Origin of the sequence: Xanthobacter cornucopiae (assembly GCF_043195065.2) — a bacterium.
Classification (GTDB): Bacteria; Pseudomonadota; Alphaproteobacteria; order Rhizobiales; family Xanthobacteraceae; genus Xanthobacter.
In genome coordinates, this window is sequence record NZ_CM195531.1 from 2,024,148 (window position 1) to 2,038,906 (window position 14,759).

General features: G+C 66.1%; 15 protein-coding genes. 12 read left to right on the plus strand and 3 right to left on the minus strand.

The window, feature by feature from the left end; genetic code table 11:
* Window positions 1–56: 56 nt before the first annotated feature.
* Window positions 57–491 carry a hypothetical protein gene (locus V5F53_RS09015; protein WP_274774095.1) on the minus strand — a complete coding sequence of 145 codons (435 nt, stop codon included), beginning with the start codon at window positions 489–491 and terminating at the stop codon, window positions 57–59.
* Window positions 492–696: 205 nt separating this feature from the next.
* On the opposite strand from V5F53_RS09015, the gene V5F53_RS09020 reads away from it, so the two are divergent.
* The 6 genes from V5F53_RS09020 (at window position 697) to V5F53_RS09045 (ending at window position 5,582) form a co-directional block, all read left to right on the plus strand.
* Window positions 697–957, plus strand: coding sequence for a hypothetical protein (locus V5F53_RS09020; protein WP_274774096.1), 261 nt, complete (start codon window positions 697–699; stop codon window positions 955–957).
* Between the two features lie 138 nt (window positions 958–1,095).
* The gene (locus V5F53_RS09025; protein WP_274774097.1) at window positions 1,096–1,452 is read left to right on the plus strand and encodes a hypothetical protein; all 357 of its coding nucleotides are present in this window, start codon (window positions 1,096–1,098) and stop codon (window positions 1,450–1,452) included.
* Window positions 1,453–1,602: 150 nt separating this feature from the next.
* Window positions 1,603–2,025: a DUF4189 domain-containing protein gene (locus V5F53_RS09030; RefSeq protein WP_393998282.1), complete on the plus strand. Its 423-nt coding sequence runs from the start codon at window positions 1,603–1,605 to the stop codon at window positions 2,023–2,025.
* 113 nt (window positions 2,026–2,138) lie between these two features.
* Window positions 2,139–2,567: a hypothetical protein gene (locus tag V5F53_RS09035; protein WP_332119562.1), complete on the plus strand. Its 429-nt coding sequence runs from the start codon at window positions 2,139–2,141 to the stop codon at window positions 2,565–2,567.
* A gap of 149 nt (window positions 2,568–2,716) precedes the next feature.
* Window positions 2,717–3,025: a peptidoglycan DD-metalloendopeptidase family protein gene (locus V5F53_RS09040; RefSeq protein WP_393998283.1), complete on the plus strand. Its 309-nt coding sequence runs from the start codon at window positions 2,717–2,719 to the stop codon at window positions 3,023–3,025.
* Between the two features lie 322 nt (window positions 3,026–3,347).
* Entirely contained in the window at window positions 3,348–5,582 is a 2,235-nt protein-coding gene (locus V5F53_RS09045; RefSeq protein WP_332119561.1) for a hypothetical protein, read from the plus strand.
* Between the two features lie 749 nt (window positions 5,583–6,331).
* Here the strand turns inward: V5F53_RS09045 and V5F53_RS09050 are convergent.
* Window positions 6,332–7,159, minus strand: coding sequence for a hypothetical protein (locus V5F53_RS09050; RefSeq protein WP_332119560.1), 828 nt, complete (start codon window positions 7,157–7,159; stop codon window positions 6,332–6,334).
* Window positions 7,160–7,587: 428 nt separating this feature from the next.
* Entirely contained in the window at window positions 7,588–8,700 is a 1,113-nt protein-coding gene (locus V5F53_RS09055) for a Fic family protein (RefSeq protein WP_393998268.1), read from the minus strand.
* Window positions 8,701–8,907: 207 nt separating this feature from the next.
* Here V5F53_RS09055 and V5F53_RS09060 point away from each other — a divergent pair, with 207 nt between their 5' ends.
* From V5F53_RS09060 to trbJ, 6 genes are all read left to right on the plus strand, one after another.
* On the plus strand, window positions 8,908–9,807 hold the full coding sequence (locus V5F53_RS09060) for an HNH endonuclease (protein ID WP_332119785.1): 900 nt from the start codon (window positions 8,908–8,910) through the stop codon (window positions 9,805–9,807).
* Window positions 9,808–9,981: 174 nt separating this feature from the next.
* The gene (trbB, locus tag V5F53_RS09065) at window positions 9,982–10,953 is read left to right on the plus strand and encodes a P-type conjugative transfer ATPase TrbB (RefSeq protein ID WP_332119786.1); all 972 of its coding nucleotides are present in this window, start codon (window positions 9,982–9,984) and stop codon (window positions 10,951–10,953) included.
* Complete coding sequence (locus V5F53_RS09070; RefSeq protein WP_332119787.1) at window positions 10,950–11,282, plus strand: TrbC/VirB2 family type IV secretion system protein; 333 nt, start codon at window positions 10,950–10,952, stop codon at window positions 11,280–11,282. Before trbB ends, V5F53_RS09070 begins: the two co-directional genes overlap by 4 nt.
* Window positions 11,282–11,551 (plus strand): VirB3 family type IV secretion system protein, encoded by a 270-nt coding sequence (locus V5F53_RS09075; RefSeq protein ID WP_332119788.1) that lies wholly within the window; start codon window positions 11,282–11,284, stop codon window positions 11,549–11,551. The genes V5F53_RS09070 and V5F53_RS09075 overlap by 1 nt, the downstream gene beginning before the upstream one ends.
* Before the next feature lie 13 nt (window positions 11,552–11,564).
* A complete protein-coding gene (gene trbE, locus V5F53_RS09080; protein WP_393998284.1) occupies window positions 11,565–14,003 on the plus strand; it encodes a conjugal transfer protein TrbE in 2,439 nt (812 codons plus the stop codon).
* Window positions 14,000–14,752: a P-type conjugative transfer protein TrbJ gene (gene trbJ / locus V5F53_RS09085; protein WP_393998269.1), complete on the plus strand. Its 753-nt coding sequence runs from the start codon at window positions 14,000–14,002 to the stop codon at window positions 14,750–14,752. Before trbE ends, trbJ begins: the two co-directional genes overlap by 4 nt.
* Window positions 14,753–14,759: the final 7 nt, after the last annotated feature.

The window sequence follows — 14,759 nt, forward strand, 5'->3', positions numbered from 1 at the left end:
CCAGGCAAGACGATCGGACAGAGGCACGCGCATAATACTGGCTGAAAGGCTGATACTCACCTGTCATGGCCCTCCCGTGCAAAGATGGAAGTGATGGACGCAATGGCGGCGCTGACCTCCTCGCTCTCCCTGCCGCGAGAGGAGAGCCGCATGGCGGCCTCGGTGCCGGTCCGCCGAGAGGCGCGCAGCGTCTTCGCACGCACCTCGACGAAGCCGGGCCGTGCGAGCGCATCGTCCGCCCAGGCCAGGGTGGAGCGCATGCGCGTTTCCACATCGGCCGGGAAAAGCCGCCAGGCCTTCTGAAGCCCGAGCCCCAGTTCTGCGGCATAGACAAGAGGCGCAAGCGCATCGAGATGCGCCGAGAGCGGCGCGGCTGGCAGGCGCGGCCGCACGATGAGCGCGGCCGGCAGGGACGGTTTGCTGTCGGCGTTCGCCGTGTTGTAAGCTCCCGACAGGATAAGAAAAGACAGGATCAGGCGACGGGAGAACATGTTCGGCCTCGCGTTGACGATGCCGCTCTTCTCCCTGCCACCGGCCAAAGCCGATATTGCGCGACCTTACCTTTTCTTGATGCCTCTCCCCGCCAGCCTTCATCCGCAACACGGCGCAACGGCGCGCAATAGTGCGACGAAGGGCACTTGAGCCATTCCTGTCTCCAGCAAACAGCGCATCCCGCGTCGATACAGGAGACACACCATGATCCGCTCCGACACCCTTTTCCGCCTCGGCGTCGTTGCCCTCCTTGTGGGATCGGCCGCCTGGCTCCGGTGGGAGCCGCAAGAAAAGGCCCACGTAACGTCGGAGAGCGTCGTCGGGCGCACGCTCCAGGGGCAGTCCGCGCCGGACACCGCACTGAAGACACCGGACACCATCGGCGGAGGGCTCGGGAACCGCTACCTCAACGACTTCCTGGTGAAGGGGGCGGGTGGCGCGGAGGCGGCCAAGCCGGCGCAGTGACGCCCCCGCGGAATAGAAACCAGACAGAAGCCATCGCACAGGGCTCGCCGACGCCTTGAGCAGCTCAATGTCATCCCCGCCGCCAGGCACGCACGCACGGCTATGGCGGCTGCGCCGGCCGTTTGACCGAGGGATCCAATGTCGATCACCGGACCAGGAAATCGAAGTCTCAACCGATTGATCGCCCAATCCGGACTTGCAGTGTGCCTCCTTTGCGCGACGACAGCGGCCCAGAGCACAGTGCTGCGCCTCGACGGCGCGGGAGGCTTTTCCTGCCGCGTCCTGGATTCTCCCTCAAAGGCGCGCCTGGCCAATGGACGCGCGGCGCTACAATGGAGCCTCGGCTACCTCACCGGCCGTGTCCAGTCGGGCACCGGACAGTCTCATCGACGTTTCACCGGCCCGGACGGCATCGCCGCCGAGATCATCGCCTATTGCCGAGCGCATCCCGAGCGACAGATCGCCGATGCGGCGGCGGAGTACTTCGAGCCCTGACGACCTCTCGTCCGGCGGCTCGGGCTTCAGGATTTCACAGGGGGATTGTCCGCGATGTCCATGATCACCCGGTTTCATATCGCTGGTGCGGCTGCTGCCGTAGCGGTGCTCCTGTCCCTTCCAGCGGCCGCCCAGAACACTCACTGCGCGATGACGTGCAACGGCACCGACAACGAATGCTACCGGTCCTGTGCCGGACCGAATTACGCGCCCCGGCCCGGTGGCGCTTTTGCGCCCGGTAGCGATACCGGCCGTTCCGGAGGCGGATATGGAGCCATCGCGGTCTCCGACAGCGACAAGGGCGTCCTGAGCTGGGGAAAATCTTACGGCTATGGCTCTCGCGCCCGCGCAGAGGCCGTGGCGGTGCAATTTTGTAAGGCCGAGGGCCTTCCGGGCTGCAAGGTGAGGGTCTGGTTCTCCAACGCTTGCGCCGCCCTCGTGACGGCGGGCGATGGCAACTGGTGGGCGTATTGGCGCGGTTCGCTCGCGGCCGCACGGAGTGCGGCACTCGCGGAGTGCCAGCATGACGCTAAGGGCCGCTGCATGGTGAGGGAGGCGTTCTGCTCACAGTAATGCTGGAGCGCGGTCGCGTAAGCCATCGCAACGCCTGGCAATTCCTTAACCCCGGTCCGCTTGGTCAGGCTGGACACGATGCAACCGGCACCTCCATGCAATAGGAACGTTCGATGCGACATCATTCAGCGTATGTCTTGCTCATCGCCTCGACCCTTTTCGGTCCGACTTTACCGGCCAGCGCCGAGTCCGGCTCGCCGCTCGCCGCTGGCGGCTGCTGGATGGTGTTGCCCAAAGGCGAGAAGCCCGAACGCACCAATGCCGCCGAAATCCTCTGCCTTCAACGGGACGGCTCTGGCCGTGTCCGCGAAAGCCAGTTCTATGGGGACGTCGCTGCCTGTGCCCGCGTGACGTACCGCACGAGCAACGGTCCTACTCTGGTCGGGATCGATTTCAGCGCCTGCACCAATGGCGCACCAAGTCATAACCTGCTCTGCGCGAGCAGCGCCGGACGCAAGCCGGTGCCGTGCCTCCAACGGGTGCCTGGCGACGACGAGCCGGTGGAGATGGAGCTCTACCCGATCGAGGGGGCGGGGTCGTGAGGCCTCTTCTCCTCCTCTCTGCCGTGCTGTGCGCGATGCTCGCGCAGCCGGCGTCGGCGGGCGCCTCCGCGTGCCCGGAAGGCGTCGCCCGGCCGCCTCCGGTGACGGCTGCGATCGAGCGCCCTTTCGGGTTTCGCCTGCACCCCGTCATGGGCATCGCGGTCTTCCAGCCGAGCACGGTGTTCCGAACCCGCAGCGGCCAAGTGGTCAGGACCGTGTTGGGCGGCCGGGTCGTGCTGCGCGAAACGAAGCCGGGCATCGGCCGGTTCGTCTGGATCCGGCAGCGGGACGGGAGCGAGCTGCGATATGGGCCGCTGGCACGTGCGCGCGTTGGCGTCGGGCGATGCGTTCTGCCAGGCGCCCTCCTTGGGAGGACGACCACGTCCACGTTCACACTCGCTTTGCGGCGAAACGGACAATGGATCGATCCCGCGCCCCTATTGGGAGACGGCCGATGACCCACGCGAAAACCGCCGGCGAGGGCTCGGCGGCGGTCCATCCTGCCGTGCTTCACGTCGGTTGAGGCAGCGTGCATGCGTTTAAGCCTGGGGCTGCATATGCCCTGGGTGCAGGTGCGCCGGCTGCTGGGATTGATCTGTTAGCCTTTGAAGACGAGCTCATCTCATCATCGAACCGACGAGCGCGATCCACCAATGCGGCCTCCTCGTTTTCTGGAACGGGTAAGATCACTACAACAGCATCCTCGGACATCTCCGAGAGCGTCTGGCGGCGTATCGCGGCGCACCTGCGGCCGCACACCGATGATGAAGGAGGGGGGCGATGCAGAAACTGGATGATTTTCCCCATCTGGTGCTGTGCAGCGCCATCCAAAGTTACGATCTGGCACTGCCGGCCTTCGGGCGCTTCGAGCGCATCGAATGGCCGTTGGAGTCGGAGGGAGAGTTCAAGAGGCCGCTCCGCTTCACAGGACTTCTCGACCTTGAAGCCCCGCACGCGCTGGCTCATCTCGACTCCCTTGTATGGGCCGTGGTCCAGATCGATCAGGACGATCCTTACGAATGGGCGACGGGCGAAGACGGGACGATGCAGCCCGGTGTGGTGCGTTTCGCCTCCGGTTTCGTGCTGTTTCGTGGTGCGCGCGAGACGGCGCTGAGTATTTTCGCCGCCTACCAAAGCGGGGCGTCCCTAAAGACGCCCTTGTCGGCGTTTCAGGACCGCTCCGGCGTCGCCATCGCAGGCGATTACGGCACAGCGATCGCAGGCGACGAGGGCTTTGCCCGCGCCGGCTTCTGCGGTGTCGCCCGGGCCGGGACGCCCGGAACCCTGAAGCCACGACGCCCCCTCAGAGAGGTCGAATATTCCTCCTTTGGCGTGGCGCTGGCCGGCGTGCGTGGCACGGCATTCGCCGGCACGGCGGGGGTGGCAGTGGTCGAGAGCGGCGGCACGGCGCGGGCGGACAATTGCGGCGTGGCGATCGCTCGCTCGGGCGGCAATTTATGCACCGTCGAAGTGGGCCGCGAAGGCATCGCCATCTCGCGCGCCACGGACGGAAAGGTGATTGCTGGAGACAAGTCCGTCGCTGTGGCGAGCAGTGGCGGCCAATTGTTGAAAGTCGGCCACGGCGGGATCGGCGTCGCGATGAAACACATGGAGACCCTGGTCATCGCCGACGAGGCCCTCGTGATCGCGGCAGCGTCGCAGCATAACAGCGGGGTCCGCCTGGGCCGGCAAGCGACGCTGATCTGCCGTTTGAGCGCGGACAGCGGCTTTACCCGGATAACAACCTGTGGCGGAGCGCTGGAGCCCGGCACCTACTCCATCTGGAACGGCGAGCTGACCAGGCACACCTGCGACGAAAACGTCGAGGTTCTCGATATCTCCTTCATGGCCTGGAAAGAAAAGGCCAAGGCTCGCGCTCCCTCCCAGGCCCCCACCTTCGCGTCAGGCGTGCCCTGGTGGGAGGCCGCCCGCAGCCACGATCCGCTGGCCGAGATTCTACCGGAGGCGATACCGGAGGGACAGATCATCGTTCTGTGCGCCGATATTCCGTCAGCCGAGTTGGAGGCCGGACGCAAGGACGGTGAATGGTGGCTGGGCGCACCGTTCGGTCAAGGCGAGCTGCCGCTGATCGATGGGGCCCCCTGCTGTCTCGTCCGCGTCGAGGGCGAGCACGCGTTCGAGCAGGGTGGCGGCGAAGCGGTCTGTTTCCAACGAGGAACCGCGCTCTACCGGGGCAGCTTGCGCGGCGCCGTAGCGGCGTTGCGCGCCATCGGAGCCGACACCGCGCTGGACGGCCATGTCGCGCTGGCCGGGCACGGGGGTGTCGCGCGGGTTCCCTCGCGGATGGAACCCATGCCGCCGCCGCCGCCGTCACATCTCTACCACACCGATGAGCTTGTCGTCGAAACGCCTTACAACGTCCTGCGCGGTGACCGGACCGTGGGTCGCGATACCACGCTCGCCGTGGCCGGCGACGAGGGTTTCGCGATCTGCGACGGCGAGGCGCATGCGGGCGACTACGGTGTGGCCCGCGTAACCGGCCTGGGTGTCGCGCGGGTCGGGCGCGGTGGGTTGGCATTCTGCGAGAACGGCCGCGCGCTCGCCGGCGAGCTCGGTATCGCCTTCAGCCGCCGGTCTGAAGGCGAGCGTCGGACCCCGAGCGGACTGGCTGCCGCCGGCTGGTGCGGCATCGCCATTGCAGAATCGGACGGTTCCGCCGCGATCGCTGGCAACGGTGGCATCGCCATCGCCATGGGAACCGGTCTGGCCCGGGTGGGGACTCATGGCGTCGCGATCGGCCCCACTTCGAAAACGGTCGATCTCCATGGTGGCTCGGACTCCGTCGTCGTTGCGCGGGACGGGCGGGTCAGCGGCGACGATCGCGCGTTGCTGGTCGCATGGGACGCCGGGACCGAACGATGGATCGCCGCCGAGGTCGGGCGGAACGGAATCGAGCCGGGCATCCCCTATGTCGCCCGCAACGGCCGGTTCGAGCCTCAAGCCCCCGTCGGGGCGGAGGTCGACGGCGAGCGCCATCAACAAACGCTGCACTGAGCGCCAGCATCCGCCGGCAAGGCGGAGTAAGCCCGCGCAATACCGCGACAGCCGGGCATGACGCGCAGCCTGCACCGGGCTTGCACCATCCTCTCGGACCAGGAAAGTGCGCGGCCGGACCGGCTGGAACGCTCCGACCGGACACAGAAGCGACCGACGAGCTCGGGGCGGCGATGCAGGCCATGGTGCTGAGCGAACTGGACGACGGCGCTGCCGACACGGCGGCACTGCTCAGCCGCTACGATTGCGTGGCGCTGGAACGCTTCAAGCTGTCCGCCTCGACGGGCGCGAGACCACCACCGATATCGAGCCCCGAAACGGCGTCAGCTGGCGTGGGAGCTTGGCTTACGGTGCCGCAGGGGCACGCCAGATCTCTGTCGGGAAAGACGGCACCAAATGCGTCTGGAGCCCGTGGCAGCCGGGTGGGCCGATCTATCCAGTAACGCTTGAGTTCAAGGATGGAGCTTGGTCCAACCCGGGGCAGGAGATGTCAATGGTGGGCGCACTGGGGCGTTACGGCAAGATTAGGCAGCCGTCCTGCGCGGAGGTCCCGGCGGACTGAATGACGAGGGCGTATAGCGCCTCGGCGCGACGGCTATAAGGACCGACTTGGCCGGTCGAGCCCGTTTTCCAGCGGCGCTAACCATAGGATAGGCTCATAAACGAGGCACTGGGTCGCGCTGGCCGACCGGCACCCAAAGAGATCACGGGCGCGACGCGAGCTGAACTCCATGCCAGCCGGGGCCGGCTTAAACGAAGCCGACCGGGCCGCCCGGCGTCACGGGCGGCCATTTGAGATCGAAGATCAGGAACATCGCAGTCTGGACGGCATCCGGAAAATCACGAACCGCCCCCCCGGCGGCGGGGCAAGGCAGGTCGCCGATGGCGGGATCGTCGCGCGAGCGCAGCAGGGCGAGACAGCCGAGCAATAGCGTATGGGTCGGCAGTGCCACACCGAGTTCGTAAAGGAGCGTCGCATTTGATCGCGCACGCGCCTGCTCGACCAGTTCGCGCAGCGCCTCGGGCGGCGTCCAGACCTGATCGACCAGCCCTCGTCGCAGCTCCGGATCGCTCCAGTCGAGCTGGGGGGCGAGGGTTAGCAGAAGCAAGCCGGGGGATGGGGCCGGCTCGACGCTTTCCTTCGGCTGGGCGAAATCCGCCCAGCCCAGGCCGAGAATGGGAAACAGTCTCTCCGGCAGTCCGAAGACGGCGGCCCCATGCAAGGCATCCGGAACCCTGCCTAGGGCGACCATATGCAGCGCGCTGAGAAGAAGCTGCGAGAGGCTGAGGCGATGTTGGTAGCAAGCCTCGAGAAACCCTTCAGAGCGTTCCGCGCGCTCACAGAGCGCTACAAACGAAGCCGGCGCCTGGGCCCAGTCCAAGCCGCGCAGGGCCGCCTGCAAGTCCGGGCTTCGCCAATCGAGGGTGGAGGCGAGCGCAACGATGTCCGGCCCGAGGGGGGGATCGTATGGTTCCGGCGGGTAACGGTCGGGCGCCGGCATGCCCGTGGGCCTCGGATGCCTCAGATTCTCGAAGATGGTGTGCAGTTGGTCCAACCAGGCGCTCCAAATGCTCATAGCGGCCTCCTTGAATGGCCATCCTGCCGTGCCAATGCCGATGGGCAATTGCCGAACCTTGCATTGGCTTGCTCGCGTCGGCGTTAAGCCTCGCCGGACGCGCGGCGGCCGGCCTTAATCGCTCTGCTGGTCCGCCCTATCTGGAGGGCCTCAGGGGCTGGCTTGCGGCCGAAGGTAAAGGCCGGGGGAAAGAGGAACCACTACCGAACAGCGCCGGACACGGCCCCGGATATTAATCAGCGATATGTCCGCTTGTCGTTTGAAGTTCCCAAAAGCTGCCATTCCGCTCCCGGCCCCAAACCGGCCGTTCGTCGCAGCCGCAGCGAACTGCGGCTAGTGGCCCATCCTGCAGGTTCAAGGGGGGATGCCTCGCCGAGGGCGACCCAAAGCCCCCGAACAGTTGCGCCACGTGCCGCCAGCTCACGACTTTACAGCATGTCCCGCAGGTTCAGGTGGTATCGCGTGTATCGGCGCTCGCCGGTGCGCGTCAGGGCACCTTTCTCGACCAAGTCGTGCAGGTCGCGTGTGGCGGTGGGGCGTGAGGTGCCGGTGATCGCGAGGTAGTTCTCCGCGCTCAGACCGCCCGTGAAGCCGCCGGGACCCTCACGGAAGAGACGGGCGATCACCTTTTCCTGCCGTTCGTTCAACTTGTCGCGGAAGCGATCGTAAAAATGCGCCTTGGCGATATGGAAGGCGACGCGGCCGAGCGTCGTCTGCTGGGCCGCGATGATCGTTTCTGCAAAATAGACCAGCCAGCCCGTGACATCGAGCGTCCGCTGATGGACCTCGAGCTGATCGTAATAGGCCTTGCGATGCTGCTCGATGGTGTGGGCGAGCGCGATCAGGGTCGGCTGCCCGATGTTTTGGGCGAGGGATTTTTCAGCGAGGGTTCGGCCGATGCGGCCATTGCCATCCTCGAAGGGATGGATGCTCTCGAAATAGAGATGTCCGATCCCGGCCCGGGTAAGTGCCGGCAAGGGCGTTTCACCGTCCGGGGCCGAGCCATTGAACCAAGTTAGATAGGCAGCCATCTCGTCCGGAACCCGGGAGGATGGCGGCGCCTCGAAATGCACAGTCGGCCGATCCTGGCGGCCGGACACGATCTGCATCGCGTCTTCATGGCGACGGTAGCCGCCGATGGTCTCCAGATGCCGGCTATCCGCCATCAGCATGCGGTGCCAGCGGAACAGCGCGTCAGCGTCGAGGGGATCCGCCCAGCTCCGATAGAGATCGACCATCATCTCCGCGATGCCACGCTCTTTCGGCTTCACGTTGCGATTGTCGGTGTCGAGGCCGAGCTGACGGCGCAGGGAGGATTGCACGCTGAGGCGATCCAGCGTCTCCCCTTCAATCGCGCTGGTCTTGACGGCCTCGTCACTGAGAAGTTCGATCCGCAGCAGGTCCCACTCGTCCTCGCTGACATGCCGGACCGCACCGATCACCTCGCCGGTGAGCAGCAGGAACCGCCGCTCCAGCGGTTCGAGGGCAACCGGATCATAGGCAAAATGCGGCCAGCCGTGCTGCGTCCAGTTCCACACCATGAGCGATAGGGTCTCCCGCTATACCTCACATAATAGCGCATAAGTGATTGATAGATAGCCGTCCTATCGCTCACGGCAGTGCTAAGGAGAACTGAGAGCGTGATGCCGGGTCGATACGTGATGCGCGCGACCAAGGGGTGAAAGGTCCACCTGCTGCCGAACGATACTCATTATGCGCTACGATCGAATGGGGATCAGGGATGGCACATGGGATTCGGCGTCTTCATTCACCGCTCGGACTCGATCTATGACGACAGCCCGGCTGAGCGATATCAGTTCCCGCGCCCATATCTGGGACGCGTCGAGGCCTGCGTCGGCGACTGGATCGTCTACTACGAACCCCGGAAAGTGACGGAGACCCGCGGCTATTTCGCGATCGCCAGGGTCCAGCGCGTCGTTCCCGATCCCACCGCTCCGGGCATGTATCTCGCTCTCATCGAACCGGGCAGCTATCTCGATTTTGCCAGCCCGGTGCCGTTCACCGATGCGGATGGCGTGGTCGAGCGCGGTGTGCTGAACGCGGACGGGCGCATTTCGGGGCGCGCGCAAGCCGCCGTGCGTCCGCTCTCGCCGGACGATTTCAACCGGATCGTCACTCTCGGGCTGAATGATAGCGAGCCGCTGCTGCCCCGCGTCGAAGAGGGTGCGTACCTCTCAGGCTTTGAAGAAGAACAGGCGCCATTCGCGTTCGAGCAGCCCCGCGAGCGCGTCGACATTCTGTCCTCCCGGATCGTCCGCGACCGCATTTTTCGGCGCGTCGTGCTGCGCGCCTATGACGAGCGCTGTGCCATCAGCGGGCTCAAGCTGATCAATGGCGGCGGGCGTGCCGAGGTTGCGGCCGCGCATATCCGCCCGGTGGAAGCGAACGGCCCCGACATCGTCAGCAACGGGCTGGCGCTGTCGGGTACGGCGCACTGGATGTTCGATCGCGGACTGATCAGCCTCTCGGATGATCTGGACATCCTCATTTCCCGGCAGACCAACGATCCCGAAGGCGTGCGCGCCTTCATCAACAAAGACGGCCGCGCGATCGCGCCCCGCAGGCTCATCGAGCGGCCCCATCCCCATTTCCTGCGCTGGCACAGGGAGCATTGCTTCAAGCCGTGAAGCAGAAGCTCACTATGACGCTTCCGATCACTGCAGCAGTTCCGCCGTTCACCTGTCGTTGCACGCCACGCTGCGAAGCGGATCGAATCCTGTTGAACCGGCCCAATATCGGGCTCTTTTAATCATCCCCACCCGGGATGAGATCGTGATGACCCCGGCATTGTCGGGGTTGAGATGGCGGCAGCACATCATCATCAGGGCTTTGCCCGCGGCGCACGGATGCTGCGCACGGCGCTGGGTCCGGCGATCGCCCGGTACCTGGAAGACCCGTCCGTCGTCGAAGTGATGCTGAACCCGGATGGGCGGCTGTGGATCGACCGGCTCTCGGAAGGGTTGGGCGACACAGGCGAGAAGCTGTCGCCCGCTGACGGCGAACGCATCGTTCGCCTCGTCGCGCATCATGTCGGCGCCGAGGTGCATGCCGGAGCTCCGCGCGTTTCGGCCGAACTGCCCGAGACGGGAGAACGGTTCGAGGGCCTGCTGCCGCCGGTGGTCGGGGCACCGACATTTGCCATCCGTAAGCCCGCCGTCGCGGTCTTCACGCTCGAGGACTATGTCCGCGCCGGGATCATGTCGGCGTGGCACGCCGACGCTTTGCGCCAGGGTGTCGCCTCTCGCGCCAATGTCCTCGTCGCGGGCGGCACCTCGACGGGCAAGACCACGCTGACCAACGCGCTACTCGCCGAGGTCGCTAAGACAGAAGATCGCGTCGTCCTCATCGAGGATACACGCGAGTTGCAATGCGCGGCGCCGAACCTCGTCGCCCTGCGCACCAAAGACGGCGTCGCCTCGCTGTCCGAGCTCGTCCGGTCAGCGCTGCGCCTGCGGCCAGACCGTATTCCCATCGGCGAGGTGCGCGGCGCAGAGGCGCTCGACCTGCTCAAGGCATGGGGCACCGGCCATCCCGGCGGCATCGGCACCATCCATGCCGGCAGCGCCATTGGCGCGCTGCGGCGCATGGAGCAGCTCATCCAGGAAGCCGTCGTCACCGTCCCACGCGCGCTGATCGCCGAGACCATCAATCTCGTGGCCGTGCTCTCCGGCCGCGGCGCGGCGCGCCGGCTCACCGAACTCGCCCGTGTCGACGGCCTCGGCCCCGATGGCGACTACCGCATCACCCCTGTCCTCACCGGAGATCCCACATGATCCGATCGCTCCATCGCGCCAGTAGCGCCGCCCGCTTGGCCGCGTCTGCCATCTGCATCAGCCTGATGACAATGGCCAGCGCTCATGCCTCCGGCTCGTCCATGCCGTGGGAGGCGCCGCTGCAATCCATCCTCCAGTCGATCGAGGGACCGGTCGCCAAGATCATCGCCGTCATTGTCATCATCTCGACCGGCCTCGCGCTGGCCTTCGGCGACACGTCGGGCGGCTTCCGCCGGCTGATCCAGATCGTGTTCGGCCTGTCGATCGCCTTTGCCGCATCGAGCTTCTTCCTGTCGTTCTTCTCCTTCGGCGGCGGAGCGCTCGTCTGATGGCGGAGCCGATCGACGTCCCCGGCTTCAGCGTGCCGGTCCACCGAGCGCTCACCGAGCCGATCCTGCTCGGTGGCGCGCCGCGTGCCATCGCCATCGTCAATGGCACGCTCGCCGGCGCCTTGGGTCTCGGCCTGCGCCTGTGGCTGGTCGGCCTCGCCATCGGGATGATCGGCCATGTCGCGGCAGTGTGGGCGGCGAAGCGTGATCCGCTCTTCGTCGAGGTGGTGCGTCGGCATCTGCGCATCCCCGCGCACCTCTCGGTCTGAGCGGGGTGCCATGATGATGAACCTTACTGAGTATCGCCGCCATAACCGCCGCCTTGCCGATTTCCTGCCCTGGGCGGCGCTGGCCGCGCCCGGCATCGTGTTGAACAAGGACGGTTCGTTCCAGCGCACGGCGGGCTTTCGAGGGCCGGACCTCGACAGCGCCGTGCCCTCCGAGCTCGTCGCGGTCGCCGGACGGCTGAACAACGCCTTTCGTCGCCTTGGCTCGGGATGGGCGATCTTCGTGGAGGCGCAGCGCCATGCTGCCGCGAGCTATCCGGCGAGCACCTTCGCCGATGCCGCCTCCGCTCTGGTCGATGCCGAGCGGCGGGCCGCCTTCGAGCAGGCGGGCAGCCATTTCGAGTCGAGCTATTTCCTCACCTTCACCTTCCTGCCGCCAGCCGAGGACGCGGCACGCACCGAAGGCTGGCTCTATGAGGGCCGCGACCAGGCGGGCCTTGATCCCCATGAGACGTTGCGCGGCTTTGCCGACAGAACCGATCGGCTCCTCAACCTTATCGACGCCTTCATGCCGGAATGCCGCTGGCTCGATGACGGCGAGACGCTGACCTACCTGCATGGCTGCGTCTCGACGCATCGGCACCGTGTTCGCGTGCCGGAGACGCCGATCTATCTCGATGCTCTGCTGGCCGATCAGCCTCTGACTGGCGGGCTGGAGCCACGCCTTGGCGACCAGCATCTGCGGGTGCTGACCATCACCGGCTTTCCCACGGTGACGACGCCCGGCCTACTCGATGAGCTGAACCGGCTGGCCTTTCCCTATCGCTGGTCGACCCGGGCGATCCTGCTCGACAAGACGGATGCGGTCCGGCTGCTCACCAGGATCCGCCGCCAATGGTTCGCCAAGCGCAAATCCATCGCGGCGATCCTGAAGGAGGTGATGACCAACGAGCAATCCGTCCTCGTGGATTCCGATGCCGCGAACAAGGCTGAAGATGCCGACCTCGCCCTGCAGGAGCTTGGCGCGGACCATGCCGGCATCGCCTATGTCACCGCGACGGTGACGGTATGGGACGCCGATACCCGCATCGCCGACGAGAAGCTGCGACGGGTCGAGAAGGTCATCCAGGGTCGCGACTTCACGGTGATGACCGAGACCATCAATGCCGTCGATGCCTGGCTCGGATCTTTGCCCGGCCACGTCTATGCCAATGTCCGCCAGCCACCGCTCTCCACGCTCAATCTCGCGCACATGATCCCGCTGTCAGCGGTGTGGGCCGGCGAGAGCCGTGATGCGCATTTCAATGCCCCGCCGCTGCTGTTCGGCAAGACCGAGGGCTCGACCCCGTTCCGGTTCTGCCTCCATGTCGGCGATGTCGGCCACACCCTCGTGGTGGGCCCAACCGGCGCGGGCAAATCCGTGCTGCTGGCGCTGATGGCGTTGCAGTTCCGGCGATATCCGAGAGCCCAAGTCTTCGCCTTCGATTTCGGCGGCTCGATCCGGGCGGCGGCGCTCGCCATGGGCGGGGACTGGCACGATCTCGGTGGCGGGCTCAGCGAGGGGAGCGCGGAATCCGTTTCGCTTCAGCCGCTTGCGCGCATCGATGAGGCCACGGAACGCGCCTGGGCCGCAGACTGGCTCAATGCCATCCTCACCCGCGAAGGTGTTTCCATCACGCCGCAGGTGAAGGAACATATCTGGACGGCGCTGACATCGCTCGCCTCGGCGCCGGTCGAGGAGCGCACCCTCACAGGCATCTGCGTCCTCTTAGCGTCCAACGACCTGAAGCAGGCACTGCGTCCCTACTGCCTGGGCGGCGCCTGGGGGCGGCTGCTGGATGCGGAGAGCGAGCATCTGGGATCGGCCAACGTCCAGGCCTTCGAGACCGAGGGATTGATAGGCACGCAGGCCGCGCCGGCGGTGCTCGCCTATCTGTTCCACCGGATTGAGGATCGGCTCGATGGATCGCCGACCCTCATCATCATCGATGAAGGCTGGCTGGCGCTGGATGACGAGGCCTTTGCGGGCCAGCTGCGGGAATGGCTGAAGACGCTGCGCAAGAAGAACGCCAGCGTGATCTTCGCCACGCAGTCGCTCTCCGACATCGATGGCAGCGCCATTGCGCCCGCAATCATCGAGAGCTGCCCGACACGCCTTCTGCTCCCCAATGAGCGGGCCATCGAGCCGCAGATCACCGCCATCTATCGCCGCTTCGGCCTGAACGACCGGCAGATCGAGATCCTCGCGCGGGCGACCCCGAAGCAGGACTATTACTGCCAGTCGCGGCGGGGCAACCGGCTGTTCGAGCTCGGCCTGTCGGACGTGGCGCTGGCGCTATGCGCGGCGTCCTCCAAGACCGACCAGCAGGCCATCGGCAAGATCTTCGCCGCGCATGGCCGCGACGGCTTCCTGGACGCCCGGCTGCGTCATCGCGGCCTGGGCTGGGCCGCCGACCTCATTCCCAACCTCACCAATCTGGAGACGCAGCGATGACGCTGTTCCGTCCGCGCGCGCTCACCGTCACCGTCGCGCTGCTGACCGCGCCGCTCGCCCTCGCACCCGTGCTGTCCCCGTCCGCGCAGGCTCTCACGGTCTATGATCCCTGGAACTACGCGGAAAACATGATCTCGGCCGCCCGCGCGCTGGAGCAGATCAACAACCAGATCACCTCGCTGCAGAACGAAGCGCAGATGTTGATCAACCAGGCGCGCAATCTCGCCAGCCTGCCGCATTCCTCGCTGCAGCAGATCCAGCAATCGGTGCAGCGCACCCAGCAGTTGCTAGGCCAAGCACAGAGCATTGCCTTCGATGTCGGCCAGATCGACCAGGCCTTCCAGCAGCGCTATGGCAACATCCCGCTCTCGGCCTCCGATGCCGATCTCGTCGCCGGTGCGCGCTCGCGCTGGCAGACCACGGTCGGGGGCCTGCAGGATGCACTGCGGGTGCAGGCCGGCGTCGTCGGCAATGTCGACGCCAACCGGGCCGAGATGGCGACGCTTGTCGGCCAGAGCCAGGGCGCCACGGGCGCGCTTCAGGCCACGCAGGCCGGCAACCAATTGCTCGCTTTGCAGTCGCAGCAGCTTTCCGACCTGATCGCGGTGATGTCCGCCAATGGGCGCGCCGCGGCGCTGTCCGAGGCGGAACACGCGACCGCCGCCGAGCAGGGCCGCGAGCAGCGCCGGCGCTTCCTCACCCCGGGCGCCGGCTATCAGGCCGGCACTGCCCGCATGTTCAGCAACTGAAGGAGGC

Excerpts from the sequence above, each read along its gene's own strand:
- V5F53_RS09015 (WP_274774095.1), bottom strand. The coding sequence starts at position 491 with ATGTTCTCCCGTCGCCTGATCCTGTCTTTTCTTATCCTGTCGGGAGCT.
- V5F53_RS09020 (WP_274774096.1), top strand. The coding sequence starts at position 697 with ATGATCCGCTCCGACACCCTTTTCCGCCTCGGCGTCGTTGCCCTCCTT.
- V5F53_RS09025 (WP_274774097.1), top strand. The coding sequence starts at position 1,096 with ATGTCGATCACCGGACCAGGAAATCGAAGTCTCAACCGATTGATCGCC.
- V5F53_RS09030 (WP_393998282.1), top strand. The coding sequence starts at position 1,603 with ATGACGTGCAACGGCACCGACAACGAATGCTACCGGTCCTGTGCCGGA.
- V5F53_RS09035 (WP_332119562.1), top strand. The coding sequence starts at position 2,139 with ATGCGACATCATTCAGCGTATGTCTTGCTCATCGCCTCGACCCTTTTC.
- V5F53_RS09040 (WP_393998283.1), top strand. The coding sequence starts at position 2,717 with ATGGGCATCGCGGTCTTCCAGCCGAGCACGGTGTTCCGAACCCGCAGC.
- V5F53_RS09045 (WP_332119561.1), top strand. The coding sequence starts at position 3,348 with ATGCAGAAACTGGATGATTTTCCCCATCTGGTGCTGTGCAGCGCCATC.
- V5F53_RS09050 (WP_332119560.1), bottom strand. The coding sequence starts at position 7,159 with ATGAGCATTTGGAGCGCCTGGTTGGACCAACTGCACACCATCTTCGAG.
- V5F53_RS09055 (WP_393998268.1), bottom strand. The coding sequence starts at position 8,700 with ATGGTGTGGAACTGGACGCAGCACGGCTGGCCGCATTTTGCCTATGAT.
- V5F53_RS09060 (WP_332119785.1), top strand. The coding sequence starts at position 8,908 with ATGGGATTCGGCGTCTTCATTCACCGCTCGGACTCGATCTATGACGAC.
- trbB (WP_332119786.1), top strand. The coding sequence starts at position 9,982 with ATGGCGGCAGCACATCATCATCAGGGCTTTGCCCGCGGCGCACGGATG.
- V5F53_RS09070 (WP_332119787.1), top strand. The coding sequence starts at position 10,950 with ATGATCCGATCGCTCCATCGCGCCAGTAGCGCCGCCCGCTTGGCCGCG.
- V5F53_RS09075 (WP_332119788.1), top strand. The coding sequence starts at position 11,282 with ATGGCGGAGCCGATCGACGTCCCCGGCTTCAGCGTGCCGGTCCACCGA.
- trbE (WP_393998284.1), top strand. The coding sequence starts at position 11,565 with ATGATGAACCTTACTGAGTATCGCCGCCATAACCGCCGCCTTGCCGAT.
- trbJ (WP_393998269.1), top strand. The coding sequence starts at position 14,000 with ATGACGCTGTTCCGTCCGCGCGCGCTCACCGTCACCGTCGCGCTGCTG.